Source organism: Agrococcus carbonis, from assembly GCF_900104705.1.
Taxonomy (GTDB): domain Bacteria; phylum Actinomycetota; class Actinomycetes; order Actinomycetales; family Microbacteriaceae; genus Agrococcus; species Agrococcus carbonis.
The window spans coordinates 719,776-736,030 of record NZ_LT629734.1; the positions used below are offsets into that span (position 1 = coordinate 719,776).

The 16,255-nt window shown below is 73.3% G+C and carries 16 protein-coding genes; 8 read left to right on the plus strand and 8 right to left on the minus strand.

Annotation, left to right across the window (positions count from 1 at the left end):
• Positions 1–2 precede the first annotated feature (2 nt).
• The 4 genes from BLT67_RS03510 to BLT67_RS03525 all read left to right on the plus strand — a co-directional run bounded on the left by BLT67_RS03510 (position 3) and on the right by BLT67_RS03525 (position 3,231).
• Positions 3–710: a PRC-barrel domain-containing protein gene (locus BLT67_RS03510; RefSeq protein WP_092665741.1), complete on the plus strand. Its 708-nt coding sequence runs from the start codon at positions 3–5 to the stop codon at positions 708–710.
• A 60-nt stretch (positions 711–770) separates the two neighbouring features.
• On the plus strand, positions 771–1,586 hold the full coding sequence (locus tag BLT67_RS03515) for a YoaK family protein (RefSeq protein ID WP_092665742.1): 816 nt from the start codon (positions 771–773) through the stop codon (positions 1,584–1,586).
• Positions 1,587–1,822: 236 nt separating this feature from the next.
• A complete protein-coding gene (locus BLT67_RS03520; RefSeq protein WP_092665743.1) occupies positions 1,823–2,887 on the plus strand; it encodes a Glu/Leu/Phe/Val dehydrogenase dimerization domain-containing protein in 1,065 nt (354 codons plus the stop codon).
• A gap of 161 nt (positions 2,888–3,048) precedes the next feature.
• Positions 3,049–3,231, plus strand: a complete 183-nt coding sequence (locus BLT67_RS03525) for a hypothetical protein (protein ID WP_157674144.1) — start codon at positions 3,049–3,051, stop codon at positions 3,229–3,231.
• A 48-nt stretch (positions 3,232–3,279) separates the two neighbouring features.
• Here BLT67_RS03525 and BLT67_RS03530 read toward each other — a convergent pair whose 3' ends face one another.
• Complete coding sequence (locus tag BLT67_RS03530; protein ID WP_092665745.1) at positions 3,280–3,855, minus strand: DinB family protein; 576 nt, start codon at positions 3,853–3,855, stop codon at positions 3,280–3,282.
• 130 nt (positions 3,856–3,985) lie between these two features.
• On the opposite strand from BLT67_RS03530, the gene BLT67_RS03535 reads away from it, so the two are divergent.
• Positions 3,986–4,909 carry a DMT family transporter gene (locus BLT67_RS03535; protein WP_092665746.1) on the plus strand — a complete coding sequence of 308 codons (924 nt, stop codon included), beginning with the start codon at positions 3,986–3,988 and terminating at the stop codon, positions 4,907–4,909.
• Here BLT67_RS03535 and BLT67_RS03540 read toward each other — a convergent pair.
• From BLT67_RS03540 to leuC, 7 genes are read right to left on the minus strand one after another with little or no spacing between them, the layout of a single operon-like run.
• Positions 4,845–5,495, minus strand: a complete 651-nt coding sequence (locus tag BLT67_RS03540; RefSeq protein ID WP_231945571.1) for a DUF488 domain-containing protein — start codon at positions 5,493–5,495, stop codon at positions 4,845–4,847. The genes BLT67_RS03535 and BLT67_RS03540 overlap by 65 nt on opposite strands.
• Positions 5,420–6,538 carry a D-alanine--D-alanine ligase family protein gene (locus tag BLT67_RS03545; protein ID WP_231945572.1) on the minus strand — a complete coding sequence of 373 codons (1,119 nt, stop codon included), beginning with the start codon at positions 6,536–6,538 and terminating at the stop codon, positions 5,420–5,422. Before BLT67_RS03545 ends, BLT67_RS03540 begins: the two co-directional genes overlap by 76 nt.
• A gap of 2 nt (positions 6,539–6,540) precedes the next feature.
• Complete coding sequence (locus BLT67_RS03550; protein ID WP_092667507.1) at positions 6,541–7,539, minus strand: NAD(P)H-dependent glycerol-3-phosphate dehydrogenase; 999 nt, start codon at positions 7,537–7,539, stop codon at positions 6,541–6,543.
• A complete protein-coding gene (locus tag BLT67_RS03555) occupies positions 7,532–8,413 on the minus strand; it encodes a lysophospholipid acyltransferase family protein (protein ID WP_092665747.1) in 882 nt (293 codons plus the stop codon). Before BLT67_RS03555 ends, BLT67_RS03550 begins: the two co-directional genes overlap by 8 nt.
• Positions 8,413–9,729 carry a UDP-N-acetylglucosamine 1-carboxyvinyltransferase gene (gene murA / locus BLT67_RS03560; RefSeq protein WP_092667509.1) on the minus strand — a complete coding sequence of 439 codons (1,317 nt, stop codon included), beginning with the start codon at positions 9,727–9,729 and terminating at the stop codon, positions 8,413–8,415. The genes BLT67_RS03555 and murA overlap by 1 nt, the downstream gene beginning before the upstream one ends.
• A 41-nt stretch (positions 9,730–9,770) precedes the next feature.
• The gene (gene leuD, locus BLT67_RS03565; protein WP_092665748.1) at positions 9,771–10,379 is read right to left on the minus strand and encodes a 3-isopropylmalate dehydratase small subunit; all 609 of its coding nucleotides are present in this window, start codon (positions 10,377–10,379) and stop codon (positions 9,771–9,773) included.
• A gap of 1 nt (position 10,380) precedes the next feature.
• Positions 10,381–11,862 carry a 3-isopropylmalate dehydratase large subunit gene (leuC, locus tag BLT67_RS03570; RefSeq protein WP_092665749.1) on the minus strand — a complete coding sequence of 494 codons (1,482 nt, stop codon included), beginning with the start codon at positions 11,860–11,862 and terminating at the stop codon, positions 10,381–10,383.
• 112 nt (positions 11,863–11,974) lie between these two features.
• Between leuC and BLT67_RS03575 the strand changes: the two genes are divergently transcribed.
• From BLT67_RS03575 to BLT67_RS03585, 3 genes are all read left to right on the plus strand, one after another.
• Positions 11,975–12,976, plus strand: a complete 1,002-nt coding sequence (locus BLT67_RS03575; RefSeq protein ID WP_092665750.1) for a magnesium and cobalt transport protein CorA — start codon at positions 11,975–11,977, stop codon at positions 12,974–12,976.
• A gap of 33 nt (positions 12,977–13,009) precedes the next feature.
• Positions 13,010–13,996, plus strand: a complete 987-nt coding sequence (locus BLT67_RS03580; RefSeq protein WP_092665751.1) for a malate dehydrogenase — start codon at positions 13,010–13,012, stop codon at positions 13,994–13,996.
• A gap of 343 nt (positions 13,997–14,339) precedes the next feature.
• Entirely contained in the window at positions 14,340–16,232 is a 1,893-nt protein-coding gene (locus BLT67_RS03585; RefSeq protein ID WP_092665752.1) for an FAD-binding monooxygenase, read from the plus strand.
• Positions 16,233–16,255 lie beyond the last annotated feature (23 nt).

Here is a 16,255-nt window from a genome sequence, read left to right on the forward strand (position 1 = left end):
GCATGACGTTCGAGGGTGAGATCCACGAGGGCGCGGAGGTCTTCGGCAGCGACGGCCACCGCATCGGCACGGTCGAGCAGGTCTTCGTGCTCGAGGGCACCGACCGGCCGACCTGGATGGCGGTGCGCACGGGGCTGTTCGGCATGCACGAGTCGTTCGTGCCGGTCGAGGGGGCGCGGATGCGGGGCGACGAGATCGTCGTCGCCCACGCGAAGGACGTCGTGAAGGATGCGCCGCGCATCGCGGGCTCCGACGACCTGACGGTCGAGCAGGAGGCCGAGCTCTACCGCTACTACGGGGTCGAGCCGCCCCGCAGGGCGGCCGACGCGGGAGGCGCAGGCGTTGCAGCGGATGCGGGCGCCGCGGCGGGTGCGGGCGGCGCAGCGGGTACCAGCGGCGCGGCCGCGACCGCTCCCGACCGCATCGACGCCCAGCCCGCCGACGAGCGCGGCGATGCGCCCGTGCAGGACGGCGCGGTCCCCAATCCCGCGGCGCCCGACGCCGCCCGGGCGGGCGACGCTCACCCGGACGCGTCGGCGCGGACGACGGATGCGGCGGGCCGCCCGGCGGGCGCGCACGCGGGCAGCGGCGGCACCCCGCGGCTGCGGCGGCGGATCGTGACCGAGATGCAGACGATCCAGGTGCCGGTGCAGCGCGAGGAGATCGTCGTGGAGGGCGAGGGCCTCGAGCCGGACGAGCCCCGGCGGTAGCCCCGCGTCCTCCGCTCGGGGGCCGCCGCGACGGCGCAGCCGTCCGACTAGCCTCGAGCCATGGAGTCGGAGGAGGCGCGCGCGTCGGCGGCGCCCGGCGCCGTCGCACGAGCGCTGCAGCACCTGCGCGCCATCGCAGGTCCCGAGCGGAACGCGCACACCAACCGCGATCTGGCGGCGCTGCTCGCGCTGACCGCGGGCATCCTCAACTCCGTCGGCTTCATGGCGATCGCGCTCTACACCTCGCACATGACGGGGCTGACGGCGATGCTCGCCGACAACCTCGCGCTCGGCGCGCTCGACGTCGCGCTGCTGTGCGCGGTCGGGATCGGCGCGTTCGTCGCCGGCGCCGCGTGCTGCGCGCTGCTGTTCAACTGGGGCCGGCGGCGCGGCCACCACAGCCGCTACGCCCTCGTGCTGCTCGTCGAGGCGCTGCTCGTGCTGCTCGTCGGGCTCATCGCGCACGAGCTGACCTCCGGCGGCCGCGACTGGGTGCTCATCGGCCTGCTCGGCTTCACGATGGGCCTCCAGAACGCCATCATCACGAAGATCTCCAACGCGCAGATCCGCACGACCCACGTGACCGGCATGGTCACCGACATCGGGATCGAGCTCGGCAAGCTCGTCTACCCGCGCCGCGCCGGCGACCCGGATCCCGTGCGCCCGCACCTCGAGCGGCTGCGGCTCCACGCCCTGCTCGTCGGCGCCTTCTTCGCCGGCGGCCTCATCGGTGCGCTCGCCTACGGCGCGATCGGCTTCGCGACGGTCGTGCCGACGGCGAGCATCCTGCTCGTGCTCGCCGCGATCCCCGTCGTCGACGACCTGCGCGGGCTCGGCCGCCGTCGCGCCGAGCGATCGTCCGGCGCTGGCGACTGACCCTCGCCGCGGCTTCGGGGAGGCCCGCTCCGCGCGCGTCGACCCGGCGCAGAGCGAGCGCGACGCGCACTCCCGACCGCCGCCGCGGGGCGCGATTGCGCGGGGAGCGCAACGGGCGCGTGCTCGCTTGCGCGCGCCGCGCATCCGCACCAAGATCGAGGCAGCCGCGCGATCCGCGGCACCCGACAGACTGCACCGCGCACGACGCGGTGCATGCACTCGATGAGGAGAGCATCATGAGCGCCATCCCCGACTTCACGCACGAGCGGGTCCTGACCGCACAGGGCCCCCGCAGCGGGCTCGTCATCACCGTCGCACTGCACTCGAGCGTCCTCGGGCCGGCGCTCGGCGGCTGCCGCATGTGGACGTACCCCACCTGGGCCGACGGGCAGGCGGATGCGCTGCGGCTCTCGGCTGCGATGACGCTCAAGAACGCCGCGGCCGGGCTGGATGCGGGCGGCGGCAAGTCGGTCATCGCGCTGCCGATCGGCGAGCCGGTCGACCACGACCGCCGCCGCGCTGCGCTGCTCGACCTCGGCGACCTCGTCGAGCTCATGGACGGCCGCTACCGCACCGCGGAGGACGTCGGCACGACGGAGCACGACATGGTCGTCGTGCGCGAGCGCACCGCGCACGTCGTGGGCCTGCCCGCCGAGAAGGGCGGGGCGGGCGAACCGGCCGGCGCGACCGCGCTCGGCGTCTACTCGTCGATCGCCCCGACGCTCGAGGCCGCCTTCGGCAGCGAGGCGATCGCGGGCCGATCCTTCGTCATCTCGGGCCTCGGCCAGGTGGGCGGGCGCCTCGCGCGCATGCTCGCCGCCGAGGGCGCGCAGCTCATCGTCACCGACATCGACCCGCGCAAGCGCGAGCTCGCCGATGAGCTCGGCGCCACGTGGATCGCTCCCGAGCGGGCCCTCACGACGCAGGCCGACGTGCTCGTGCCCGCCGGCCTCGGCGGCATCCTCACCGACGAGGCGATCGACGCGCTGCCCGTGCGAGCGGTCGTGGGCCCCGCGAACAACCCGCTCGCCGAGCGTTCGGGCGCCGCGCGGCTGCAGGAGCGCGGCATCGTCTACGCCCCTGACTTCGTCGTGAACGCCGGCGGCGTCATCCACCTCGAGGGCATCGCGCACGGGCTCGAGTGGCCCGCGATCGCCGAGCGCCTCACCGGCATCGGCGAGACGGTGCGCAGCGTGCTCGAGAGCGCGCGCGAGCGCGGCACCACGACGCTCGAGGCCGCCGAGGCACTCGCCTACGCGCGCATCGACGCGGCCCGGGGGCGCCAGACCGTCTCGGCCTGACGCATCCGCAGGTCGCACCCGGAGGCCACACCGCAGCGCTCGGCTCGGGCGGCCCACCGCCGCCCGGCGGGCACGACGGGAACGACCCGTGGCGCGAGCGGTGCGCCTCCCGTACCGTCGGGGGCACGCGGCGCACCCGCGCCGCCGAAGGAGGCATGGCGATGACCGACGAGATCCCGAAGCACACGCCGAGCACCCACCGCCACCACAGTGCCGCGCACGACGCCGACGTCGTCACGGGCGGCGCGCACAGCGGCGCGCACGTGCAGCAGCCGACGGTCGGCGAGGATGCGAAGGAGAACCCCGCGGAGGGCTGGGACGCCGACGCGCCCGGTCAGGGCTGACGCGGTGCGCCGGCGAAGCACGCGCGTCGCCGGCGGCCCGGCGAGCGACTAGCGGCCCGACGCCTCGGCGACCGCGCGGAGCCGCGCGACGTACGCCGCCCACCACGACGCGTCGCCGCCGGGCAGGTTCGAGACGCCGTCCCGCAGGCCCACCGCGCCGTCGATCGTCTCGCGCACGATGTCGGCGTGACCCGCGTGGCGCGCGACCTCGGCGATGAGGTGCACGAGCAGGCGCTCGAGGGTCGTCTCCTCCTCGCCCCACCACGGCACGCGGGCGGGAGCGTCGAGCGGCAGCGCCTCGATGGTCGCGTCGATGTGCGCCCACGCGCGATCCCACAGCGCGAGCACGTCGTCCATCGTCTCGTCGGGTCCGGCCCACATGTCGGCGTTGTCCTCGGCGTCGTCGGCGAGCCACGGCATCGGCTCGCCGAAGGGCCGGCCAACGCAGTCGCCGAGGTACTCGACGGAGACCGAGGCGACGTGCTTGACGAGCCCCAGCAGGTTGGTGCCGGTGCCGGTCATCGGCATGCGCGCGTCGCGCTCGGAGACGCCGTCGAGCTTCCAGCGCAGGGCATCCCGCTGGGCGCGGAGGTACCGCGCGAGCGTGGCCTTCGTGTCGTCCATGCTCGCATCCTGCCAGCCGACGGCCGCCGAGCCGGGAGCGCCCGCCGCCGGCTGCCGTTGGCGGGATCTGGGCGGATCGCGGCAGTCCCGGGCGTCGCGATCGCACGCCGGGCCGCCCTACGCTCGAGGGATGGTCCACGCCCCCGCGCGCGAGCGCATCCTGGTGCTCGCCGCCGTCGTCGTGACGCTGCTCGCGTGGGCCTCGGCGTTCCTCGTCATCCGCGCCGTCGCGCCGGTCTACGACCCGGGCGCGCTCACCCTCGGCCGCCTGCTCGTCGCGGCGCTCGCGCTCGGTGCGGTGCAGCTGCTGCGCGGCACGTGGGTGCGGCCGACGGGCCGCGAGTGGTGGCTGCTCGCGCTCTTCGGCGTCGCGTGGTTCCTCGTCTACAACCTCGCCCTCAACGCCGCCGAGCACGAGCTCGACCCCGGTACCGCGGCGCTGCTCGTCAACGTCGCGCCGCTCATCGTCGCGCTCGTCGCCGGCGGGCTGCTCGGCGAGGGCTTCCCCCGCTGGCTCATCGTCGGCGCGGTGGTCGCGTTCGGCGGCATCGCGCTCATCGGGCTCGCGACCGCGAGCGGCGCCCTCAGCGTCGTCGGGGTCGTGCTCGCACTCGTCGCAGCCGTCACCTACGCGATCGCCGTGCTCGTGCAGAAGCCGCTGCTGCGGCGGCTGCCCGCGCTGCAGGTGACGTTCGTCGGCGTCGCGATCGGCGCGGCGGGCAGCCTGCCATGGAGCGGCGCCCTCCTCGAGTTGGCCGTCGCCGCCCCGGCAGCGGCGACGGTCGGCGTCGTCTACCTCGGCATCGTGCCGACGGCGGTCGCGTTCCTCGCGTGGGCATACGCGCTGCGGCGGATGCCCGCGGGCCGCCTCGTCACGACCACCTACCTCGTGCCGGTGCTCGCGACGGCGGCCGCGTGGCCGCTCCTCGGCGAGGTGCCCCCGCCCCTCGCGCTGCTCGGCGGGCTGCTGTGCCTCGCGGGCGTCGCGCTCACGCGCCTGCCGGAGCGGGCGGCCAGCGCACCTCGCCTCGCGCAGCGGTCGCCGTCTCGCTGAGCGGGTGCGCGCGCAGGCTCCCGTCGTGCATGAGGTGCAGCACCTCCGCGCCGTGGAGCGCCGTCGCGACGTCGGCGACGACGCGGCGGTGGCAGCGCCACCACACGGCCTCCGAGCACATCACCGCCGTGCGTGCGCCCGACGCATCCGCCGAGCCCGCATCCACGCGCGCCGCCGCCTCGTCGAGCACCGCTCGGAGCCCCGCCGCGAACTCGGGCGTGCGCGTCCACGCGGCGTAGGCGCGGAACGCCGCGACGCGCCACCATCCGTCGGGCGACGCGGCGTCCTGCTCGGCGCTCAGCCGCCGCCGGCCGCCGAGGCGCTCCTCCCAGCGGTAGTCGATGCCCGCCGCGCCGAGCTCGCCCTCGATCGCGTCGCGCGCCGCCGCCGGGTTGGCGCGGCTGCCGGGGAAGCGGCGGATGTCGACGACGAGGCCGACGCCGGCGTCCGTCAGCAGCGACCGCAGGCCCTCGCCGTCGAGGCGCCCGTGGCCGAAGGTGAGCAGCGTGGCTATCGCTCCTCCTGCAGCCCCAGCTCGATGAGCTCGGTGATGAGGTCGCCGTACGCGATGCCGCTCGCCTCCCACACGACCGGGAACATCGAGATCGCGGTGAAGCCGGGCATCGTGTTGACCTCGTTGAGCACGATGCCGTGCTCGGGCGAGACGAAGAAGTCGACGCGCGCGAGCCCCGCACCGTCGATCGCCTCGAACGCGTGGATCGCGGTCTCCTGCAGTGCCCGGATGGTCGCCTCGTCGAGGTCGGCGGGGCACTCGGTGCGCGCGGTCGGCAGCCCGCGGTACTTCGCGTCGAAGTCGTAGAAGGTGCCCTCGTCGAGCACGATCTCGCCCGGCAGCGACGCGCGGGGGCGATCGCCGTGGTGGCCGCCGAGCACGCCGACCTCGATCTCGCGGCCGGAGACGCCCGCCTCGACGAGCGCGCGGGTGTCCTCGGCGAGGGCGACGTCCATCGCGCGGTCGAAGTCGAGCACCGAGGCGACGCGGCTCACGCCGACCGACGAGCCCGCGCGGGCCGGCTTCACGAACACCGGCATCGGGAAGTCGCCGAGCCGCGCCCGCACCGCATCCGGATCGGCCGCCCACTCCTGCCGCGAGACCGTCATCCAGGGGGCCACGCGGATGCCCGCGTGCTCGAGCACGGTCTTCGCGAAGTGCTTGTCCATCGCGACGGCGCTCGAGAGCACGCCGTTGCCGACGTACGGCACGTCGATGAGCTCGAGCAGGCCCTGCACCGTGCCGTCCTCGCCGAAGCGGCCGTGCAGGATCGGGAAGACGATGTCGACGTCGCCGAGCTCGCGCACCGCACCCGACGCATCCGTCGCCACGAGGGCACGCGAGCTGCTCGACTCGGGCAGCTGCACGGCGTCGCCGCCGGTGACCTCGGGCACGCGATCGAGCGCGAGCGGCGCCGGGTCGTCGGCCTGCAGCACGAAGCGCCCGTCGCGGGTGATGCCGATCGGCACGACCTCGTAGCGGTCACGGTCGATGTGCGCGAGCACGCTCCCGGCGGTCGCGCACGAGATCGTGTGCTCGCTCGATCGCCCGCCGAAGAGCAGGGCGACGCGGGTCTTGCGGGCGGGCGCGGTGGATGGCTCGATGCGCTCGGGCACGGTCACTCCTTGATCGGCTCGTCGTCGGTCGTCAGGTGGGGCGCGATGTCCTTGGGGTCCATCGCGCCGTCGAGCACGAGCTTGACCTGCTCGAGGATCGGCATGCGCACGCCCTTCGCGGCGGCGAGCTGCGCGACGGGGTCGACGGATGCGAGCCCCTCGGCGACCTGCTCCATGCGGGCGATGACGTCGGTGCGCGAGTAGCCCATGCCGAGCAGGCGGCCGGCGGTGAAGTTGCGCGAGAGGGGCGAGCCGCACGTCGCGATGAGGTCGCCGAGGCCCGCGAGCCCTCGCATCGTCTCGCGCTCGGCGCCGTGCGCGACGGCGAAGTCGGTCACCTCGGCGAGGCCGCGCGTCATGATCGACGCCTTCGTGTTCTCGCCGTAGCCGACGCCGTCGACGACGCCGATCGCGAGCGCCACGAGGTTCTTCAGCACCCCGCCGAACTCCGTGCCGATGACGTCGTGGTTGATGAACGAGTGGAAGTAGTCGTTGCGCGCGCGCTTGGCGACGGCGCGCGCCGTCTCGTCGCTCGTCGACGACACCACCGCGGCGGTCGGGTGCTCCTGGGCGATCTCGAGCGCGAGGTTGGGGCCGGAGACGACCGCGATGCGACCGGGATCGATGCCGAGCTCCTGCTCGATGACGGCGCTCATGCGCAACCGGGAATCCGCCTCGACGCCCTTCATGAGGCTCACGATGGGCGCGTCGGGCGCGATCGCGTCGCCGTGCTCGCGCAGCAGCTGGCGCAGCTGCTGGCTCGGCACGGCGAGGTACACCTGGGATGCGTCGGCCAGGGCCGCGCGGACGTCGCTCGTGGCGTGCAGGCTCGCCGGCAGGGTGATGCCCGGCAGGTAGCGGGTGTTGCGGCGCGACTCGTCGATCTCGCGCGCGGCCTCGGGGCGCCGCGCCCACAGCACCGTGCGCGCACCCCCGTCGGCGAGCACCTTCGCGAACGTGGTGCCCCAGCTGCCGGCGCCGAGGACGACGGCGTCAGGCATCGCCACCCCCGCTGCCGCCGTCGGCGGTGTCGTCGGAGGCGCCGCCGGTGGCGTCGCGGCGCCCCGTGTCGCCGCGGTGACCGGCGCCGCCGGCGTCGCCGGACGCATCCGCCCGGGGCCCGCGCTGCTCGAAGCGGCCGGTCTCGGCGACGCCGTGCGCGGCGGGATCGAAGCGCTCGGCGGGCGGCTGCTCGCCGCGCAGCTCGCCGAGCAGCCCGGCGATCGCGGCCATGACCTTGTCGGTGGCTGCCGTCATCGAGCGCTGATCCGTCTTCCCGGCGAACTCCGACAGGTCGACGGGCGGGCCGAACAGGATCTGGATGTGCTTGCGCGGGAAGGGCCGGATGGCCTTGCCGTAGCGCGGCAGGAGGTGCTGGGTGCCCCAGTGCGCCGCGGGGATGAGCGGCACGCCGGCCTCGAGGGCCATGCGCACGGCGCCGGTCTTGCCGCGCATGGGCCACAGGTCGGGATCGCGCGTGAGCGAGCCCTCGGGGTAGATGATGACGCCGAGCTCGTCGCGCACGAGCGTGCGCGCGGCCTCCATCGGCGCGCCGCCGCTCTGCCGGCCGCTGCGCTCGACGGGGATCTGCCCGGCGGCGCGCAGGATGCGGCCGACGATCGGCACCCGGAAGAGGCTCGCCTTCGCCATGAAGCGCGGCACGCGGCCCGACTTCCACACGGCCACGGCCATCACGATCGGGTCGATCTCGCTGTAGTGGTTCGGCGAGAGCACGAAGGCGCCCTTCGCGGGCAGGTGCTCGTGCCCGCGGATGTGCAGCTTCGTCATCGCCGCCATCGCGGGCAGCACGGCTGCGGCGAGCCCGAGGTAGACGGGCCTGCGCTCTGCCTTCGGCGGGTGGCCGGGCAGCGCCATCAGCGCTCCACGTCGAAGTCTGCGCCGAGCGTCTCGAGCTTCTCGATGAAGCGCTCGTACCCGCGCGCGATGATCCCGACGTTCGAGATGCGGCTCGTGCCCTCGGCGGTGAGCGCCGCCACGAGGTGGCTGAACCCGCCGCGCAGGTCGGGCACCTCGACGTCGGCGCCGTGCAGCTCGACCGGGCCGGCGATGACCGCGGAGTGCTGGTAGTTGCGCTGCCCGAAGCGGCACGCGTGGCTGCCGAGGCAATCGGTGTGGATCTGGATGCGCGCGCCCATCTCGACGAGCGCCTCGGTGAAGCCGAAGCGCTGCTCGTACACGGTCTCGTGCACGATCGAGATGCCGTTCGCCTTCGCGAGCGCCACGACGAGCGGCTGCTGCCAGTCGGTCATGAACCCCGGGTGCACATCCGTCTCGACCACGACGGGCTTGAGGTCGCCGCCGGGGTGCCAGAACCGGATGCCGTCGTCCTCGATCTCGAAGGCGCCGCCGGCCTTGCGGTAGACGTTGAGGAACGTCGTCATCTCGGGCTGCGTCGCGCCCTCGAGGAAGACGTCGCCGCCGGTCGCGAGCGCCGCGCACGCCCACGAGGCCGCCTCGTTGCGGTCGAACAGCGCCGTGTGGCGGTAGCCGACGAGCTTGTCGACGCCCTCGATGCGGATCGTGCGGTCGGTGTCGACCTGGATCTCGGCGCCCATCTTCTGCAGGATCGCGATGAGGTCCATGATCTCGGGCTCGACGGCCGCGCCGGTGAGCTCGGTGCGGCCCTTCGCGCGCACGGCGCCGAGCAGCACCTGCTCGGTCGCCCCGACCGACGGGTAGGGCAGGTGGATCTTCGCGCCGTGGAGGCCGCCGGGCGCCGTCATGCGGATGCCGCTCGGCAGCTTCTCGACCACGGCGCCGAAGTTGCGCAGCACCTCGAGGTGGAAGTCGATGGGGCGGTCGCCGATGTGGCAGCCGCCGAGGTCGGGGATGAACGCCTCGCCGAGCTGGTGCAGCAGCGGGCCGCAGAACAGGATCGGGATGCGGCTCGAGCCCGCGTGCGCGTTGATCGACGTCTCGTGCGCGGTGCGCACGTTGGCCGGGTCGAGGCGCAGCGTGTCGCCGTCGCGCTCGACGGTCACGCCGTGGAGCTCGAGGAGCCCCTGCACGACGCGCACGTCGCTGATCTCGGGGACCGAGCGCAGCTCGGACGCCGTGTCGCCGAGGAGGGCCGCGACCATCGCCTTGGTGACGAGGTTCTTGGCCCCCTTCATCTGGATGCGGCCGCCCAGCGGCTTGCCGCCGCGCACCGTGATGGTGTCGACGTCCATGCCGACGGCCGCGCCGGCGCTCTTGCTGAACTCGGTCAGGTTCACTGGGTTCCTTCCCTGACGGGCTGCGTCTTGGGCATCCACGAGGGGCGGTTGGCCTCGAATGCGGTGATTGCTGCTTCGTCCCGCAGCGTCAGGGCGATGTCGTCCAGCCCCTCGAGCAGGCGCCAGCGAGTGTAGTCGTCGATCTGGAAGGCGTGCTCGACGCCGCCCGCCGTCGCGGTGCGCGACTCGAGGTCGACCGTGATCTCGGCACCGGGCGTGGCGCGGGCGACGGCCCACAGCGCCTCCATCGACTCCTCCGAGATCTGCCCGACGAGCAGGCCCTGCTTGCCGGCGTTGCCGCGGAAGATCTCGCCGAAGCGCGGCCCGAGCACGGCGGTGATGCCGAAGTCGCGCAGCGCCCACACCGCGTGCTCGCGGCTCGAGCCGGTGCCGAAGTCGTGCCCGACGACGAGGATGCCGCCGTGCTGGTACGGCTCCTGGTTGAGCACGAAGTCGGGATCCTGCCGCCACGAGTGGAACAGGGCATCGTCGTAGCCGGTCTTCGTCACGCGCTTCAGGAAGACGGCCGGGATGATCTGGTCGGTGTCGACGTTGGAGCGCTCGAGCGGCACGATCGGGCCGGTCAGGGTGCTGATCTTCTCCATCTCAGGCGTCCTCCTCCGTCTGCGGCAGCTCGGCGATCTGCATCTCCTCGGCCGTCGTGTTCTGCGTCTCGGGGTCCTGCGGCAGCAGGTCCCACGGGCTCGAGAGCGTGCCGCGGATCGCGGTCGCCGCGGCGACGAGCGGCGAGACGAGGTGCGTGCGACCGCCCTTGCCCTGGCGCCCCTCGAAGTTGCGGTTCGACGTGGAGGCGCAGCGCTCCCCCGGCGCGAGCTGGTCGGGGTTCATGCCGAGGCACATCGAGCAGCCGGCGAAGCGCCACTCGGCGCCGAAGTCCTTGAAGACCTTGTCGAGCCCGAGCGCCTCGGCCTCGAGGCGCACGCGGGCCGAGCCCGGCACGACCATGACCTTCACCCCATCCGCCTTCTTGCGGCCGCGGATGATCTCGGCCGCCGCCGTGAGGTCCTCGACGCGCGAGTTGGTGCACGAGCCGATGAAGACGGTGTCGACCGGGATCTCCTTGAGCTTCGTGCCCGGCCGCAGGTCCATGTACTCGAGCGCGCGCTCGGCGGCGGCGCGGTCGGTGGGGTCGTCGAACGACTCGGGCGCCGGCACCTCGCCCGAGAGCGAGACGCCCTGGCCCGGGTTCGTGCCCCACGTGACGAAGGGCTCGAGCTCGGATGCGTCGAGGAAGATCTCCTTGTCGAAGACGGCGTCGTCGTCGGTCGGCAGCGTCTTCCAGTACTCGAGCGCGGCATCCCAGTCGGCGCCCTTGGGTGCGTGCGGCTTGTCCTTGACGTAGGCGAACGTCGTCTCATCGGGCGCGACCATGCCGGCGCGGGCGCCCGCCTCGATCGACATGTTGCAGATCGTCATGCGGCCCTCGACCGAGAGCGAGCGGATCGCGCTGCCGCGGTACTCGAAGACGTAGCCGGCGCCGCCGCCGGTGCCGATCTGGGCGATGACCGCGAGGATGATGTCCTTCGCCGTGACACCCGGGCGCAGCTCGCCCTCGACGTTGACCGCCATCGTCTTGAACGGCTTGAGCGGCAGCGTCTGCGTCGCCATGACGTGCTCGACCTCGCTCGTGCCGATGCCGAACGCCATCGCGCCGAACGCGCCGTGCGTCGAGGTGTGCGAGTCGCCGCACACGACGGTGACGCCCGGGAGCGTCAGGCCCAGCTGCGGGCCCACGAGGTGCACGATGCCCTGCTCCTTGTCGCCGAGCGAGTGGATGCGCACGCCGAACTCCTCGGCGTTGGCGCGCAGCGTCTCGATCTGCTTGCGGCTCGTCGGGTCCTGGATCGGCTTGTCGATCTCGAGCGTCGGGGTGTTGTGGTCCTCGGTCGCGACCGTCAGATCGGTGCGGCGCAGCCGGCGACCCGCCTGGCGCAGGCCGTCGAAGGCCTGCGGGCTCGTCACCTCGTGCACGAGGTGGAGGTCGATGTAGATGAGGTCGGGCTTGCCGTCCTCACCCTTGACGACGACGTGGTCGTCCCACACCTTCTCCGCGAGCGTCTTGCCCATCTCTCCCCCTCATGGCCGTCTGTCGATTCTACGCGCCGGCTCCGTGCTGCGCCGCGAACGCCCCCGCCGCACCGCAGCCGCATAGGGTGAGCAGCGACCGAAGGAGGCCAGGATGCCGCTCGCCGACGCCAGCGTCTGGGCAGACGGCGCGCGCGTGGCGCACGTGCCGGTCGACCTGCTGCACGAGACGGCCGCGGAGCGCGGCGGCTTCGCCTGGTTCGACCTCGTCGACCCCACCGAAGACGAGCTGCGCGCGGCTGCGGCCGAGCTCGAGCTGCACAGCCTCGTCGTCGAGGACATCGCGCAGCGCGGCCAGCGGCCCAAGCTCGAGCCGTACGACCGCACGGTCTACTGCGTCGTGCACCGCATCCGTCCCGGGAGCGACGAATCCTCGACCGAGGAGGTGCACGCGATCGTCGGCCCCTCGAGCGTCGTAACGGTGTCGTGGGGCGACGCTGCGGGCTTGGGCGAGGTGCGGCGGCGCGTCGAGGAGGCGCAGGAGCGCCTGCCGCGCACGCCGATCGCTGTGCTGCACGCCCTGCTCGACGAGGCCGCCGACGGGCACGCCGACCGCACCGACGCAGCGCGCGAGCGCATCGCGCAGCTCGAGGAGGCCTTCTTCGGCGAGGGCGACCCGCAGACGGTCGAGGTCTACCGCACGATGCGCGAGGTGCTCGCCATCTCCCGCGCCGCCGAACCGATGAGCCCGATCGTCGAGCGCCTGCTGGCCCGGCTCCCGGACGCCGAGCTCGAGCTGAGGCGGCACCTGCGCGACGTCGACGACCATGCCCGCCGCACGTCCGCCCGGCTGCAGGGCGCGCAGCGGCTGCTCACGGGCCTGCTGCAGCTCGCCGCGGCGCGCGTGGCCGAACGGCAGAACGAGGAGATCCGTGCGATGACCGAGCAGCAGATCGTGCAGAACGACCAGACGAAGAAGGTCACGTCCTGGGCGGCGATCCTCTTCGCTCCGACGCTCGTCGCCGGCATCTACGGCATGAACTTCCGGCACATGCCCGAGCTGCACTGGTTGCTCGGCTACCCCTTCGCGATCGTGCTCATGCTGCTGTTCGCGGGGGTCCTCTACGTCGTGTTCAAGCGGCGGCACTGGCTCTAGACCGCCGCCGGGGCGCACGCCACGATGGGTGGCATGCGCGCTCCCGTCACCATCGCCGTCACCGGCGGCGCCGGCCAGATCGGCTACCAGCTGCTGTTCCGCATCGCCGCGGGCGACATGCTCGGCCCCGGGCAGCCCGTGCGGCTGCGCATCCTCGAGGTCGAGCAGGCGATGCCGGCGCTCGAGGGCGTCGTGATGGAGCTGCACGACGCGGCGTTCCCGCTGCTCGCGTCGGTCGACACGACGGCGGATGCGTCGGTCGCCTTCGAGGGCGCCGACCACGCCCTGCTCGTGGGCGCCCGGCCGCGCGGGCCGGGCATGGAGCGCGGCGACCTGCTCGCCGCGAACGGCGCGATCTTCGCCGCGCAGGGACGCGCGATCCAGGAGCGCGCGAGCGACCGCATCCGGATCACCGTCACCGGCAACCCGGCGAACACCAACGCGCTCATCGCCGCCGCGGCCGCGCCCGACATCCCGCGCGAGCGCTTCTCGGCGCTCACGCGCCTCGACCACAACCGGGCGATCGCGCAGCTCTCGGCGAAGACGGGGGTCGCGGTCGCCGACATCCGCCGCATGATCGTCTGGGGCAACCACTCGGCGACGCAGGTGCCCGACGTGACGCACGCGGTCGTCGCCGGGCGGCCGGCGGTCGAGCTCGTCGAGCGCTCGTGGGTGCGCGAGGCGTTCGTGCCGACCGTCGCGAACCGCGGAGCCGCGATCATCGAGGCGCGCGGCGCGTCGTCGGCGGCCTCGGCGGCGTCGGCGACGATCGACCACGTGCGCTCGTGGGCGCTCGGCACGCCGGAGGGCGACTGGACCTCGATGTCGGTGCTGTCGAGCGGCGAGTACGGCGTGCCCGAGGGCCTCGTCTCGTCGTTCCCGGTGACGTGCGCGGACGGCGAGTGGTCCCTGGTGGAGGGGCTCGAGCTCGACCCGGACGTGCGGGCGCAGCTCGACCGCTCGATCGCCGAGCTCGCCGACGAGGGCGAGCAGGTGCGCGCGCTCGGCCTGCTCGACTGAGGCCCGGGCAGGCTGGCGGCGGTCCGGGCGGGCCGCGCCGCTCGCCCTGCGCGCCTCAGCGCCGCAGCGTGTCGGCGAACTGCGACGTCCAGCGCCACACGGTGCAGTTCGCCGACACTCTGCGCCCGAGGCGGGTGAGGGGCCCTGCCCTCAGCCCCGGTCGTCGGTCGCGTCCGCGCCTGTGCAGCGCCCAAGGTCAGCGTCGGTCGCACGCGCGAACGCTTGTCGCGGGCGCGAGCCCTGCCGTATGCTCGTGTCAATAATCGAAGCGAGTGTTCAGATAGAGAACACCGCACCGCGACGATGGCGTCCGTCATCCCCACACAGGAGTGAGGAAGCACCCGTGCAGTTCCACCACCACGGCTACGTCTCGACCGACCCGCGGGTGCAGCCCGCGGCAGGCGTCGGGCTCGACCGGCCCGCGACGCTCACGGACGAGGTCGACGTGCTCATCGTCGGCACCGGCCCCGCCGGCATGATCACCGCGGCGCAGCTCGCCCAGTTCCCCGACGTGCACGTCCGCATCATCGAGCGCCGGCCCGGGCGCCTCGAGATCGGCCAGGCCGACGGCATCCAGTGCCGCACGGTGGAGACCTTCCAGGCGTTCGGCTTCGCCGAGGCGATCACCGCCGAGGCGTACGAGATCACCGAGATGGCGTTCTGGGGGCCGGACCCGAAGGATCCTTCGCGGCTCGTGCGCACCGCGAGCCCGCTCGACGACCCGGAGGGGCTCAGTGAGTTCCCGCACCTCGTCGTCAACCAGGCGCGCGTGCTCGACTACTTCGCCGAGGCGGCGCGCAACGCCCCCGGCCGCGTCGTGCCGGACTACGGCTGGGAGTTCGAGGGCCTCGAGGTGACGGGCGAAGGCGAGCACCCCGTGACGGTGCACCTGCTCGGCACCGCCCACGAGCAGGAGGGCCGGCGTCGCACCATCCGCGCGAAGTACGTCGTCGGCGCCGACGGCGCGCGCAGCGGCGTGCGCCGCGCGATCGGCTGCACGCTCGCCGGCCAGTCGGCCAACCACGCGTGGGGCGTCATGGACGTGCTCGCGAACTCCGACTTCCCCGACATCCGCGTGAAGAGCGCCATCCAGTCGGCCTCCGGCGGCAACATCCTGCTCATCCCCCGGGAGGGCGGCTTCCTCTTCCGCATGTACGTCGACCTCGGCGAGGTGCCCGAGGACAGCGACCACTCGGTGCGGCAGACGCCGATCGAGGAGATCATCCGCAAGGCGAACGAGATCGTCTCGCCCTACACGATCGACGTGAAGAGCGTCGCGTGGAGCAGCGTCTACGAGGTCGGCCACCGCATCACCGACCGCTTCGACGACGTGCTGCCCGGCGAGCGCGGCACCCGCTCGCCGCGGGTGTTCATCACCGGCGACGCCTGCCACACCCACAGCGCGAAGGCGGGCCAGGGCATGAACGTCTCGATGCAGGACGGCTACAACATCGGCTGGAAGCTCGGGCACGTGCTCGACGGCCGAGCGCCCGAGAGCCTGCTCGACACGTACTCGCTCGAGCGGCAGGTCGTCGCGCAGAACCTCATCGACTTCGACAAGGAGTGGTCGACGCTCATGGCGAAGCCCGCGAGCGAGCTCGACGACCCGCAGGCCGTCGCCGACTTCTACACCCGCACGATGGAGTTCTCGGCCGGCTTCATGACCGAGTACGCCGCCTCGCAGATCGTCGGCGACGCGGCCCACCAGTCGCTCGCGACCGGGTTCCCGATCGGCAAGCGCTTCAAGTCGGCGCGCGTCGCGCGGGTCGCCGACACCAACCACCTGCACCTGGGGCACCGCCACGTCGCCGACGGCCGCTACCGCGTCTACGTCTTCGCCGATCCCGCGGCGCCGGCTGAGCCATCCCCCACGCGCGCCCTCGCCGAGTGGCTGCAGCACGCGCCCGACTCGCCGATCGCCGTGCACACGCCCGCCGGCCGCGACGCGAACGCGCTGCTCGACATCAAGGTGGTCTACCAGCGCCCGTACCGCGAGATCGACCTGAACGACGTGCCAGATGCGTTCAAGCCGACCGTGGGACCGTTCGGGCTCGTCGACCTCGAGAACGTCTTCGCGGCGCTCCCCGACGACGACATCTTCGAGGCGCGCGGCATCGCGCGCGACGGCGCGATCGTCGTGGTGCGCCCCGACCAGTACGTCGCCGCGATCCTGCCGCTCACGGCGACCGACGAGCTCGCCGCGTACTTCCGCGGTGCGCTGCTGCCCGCGGCCTGACGACCGCGAGCGAGGGCCGGGGC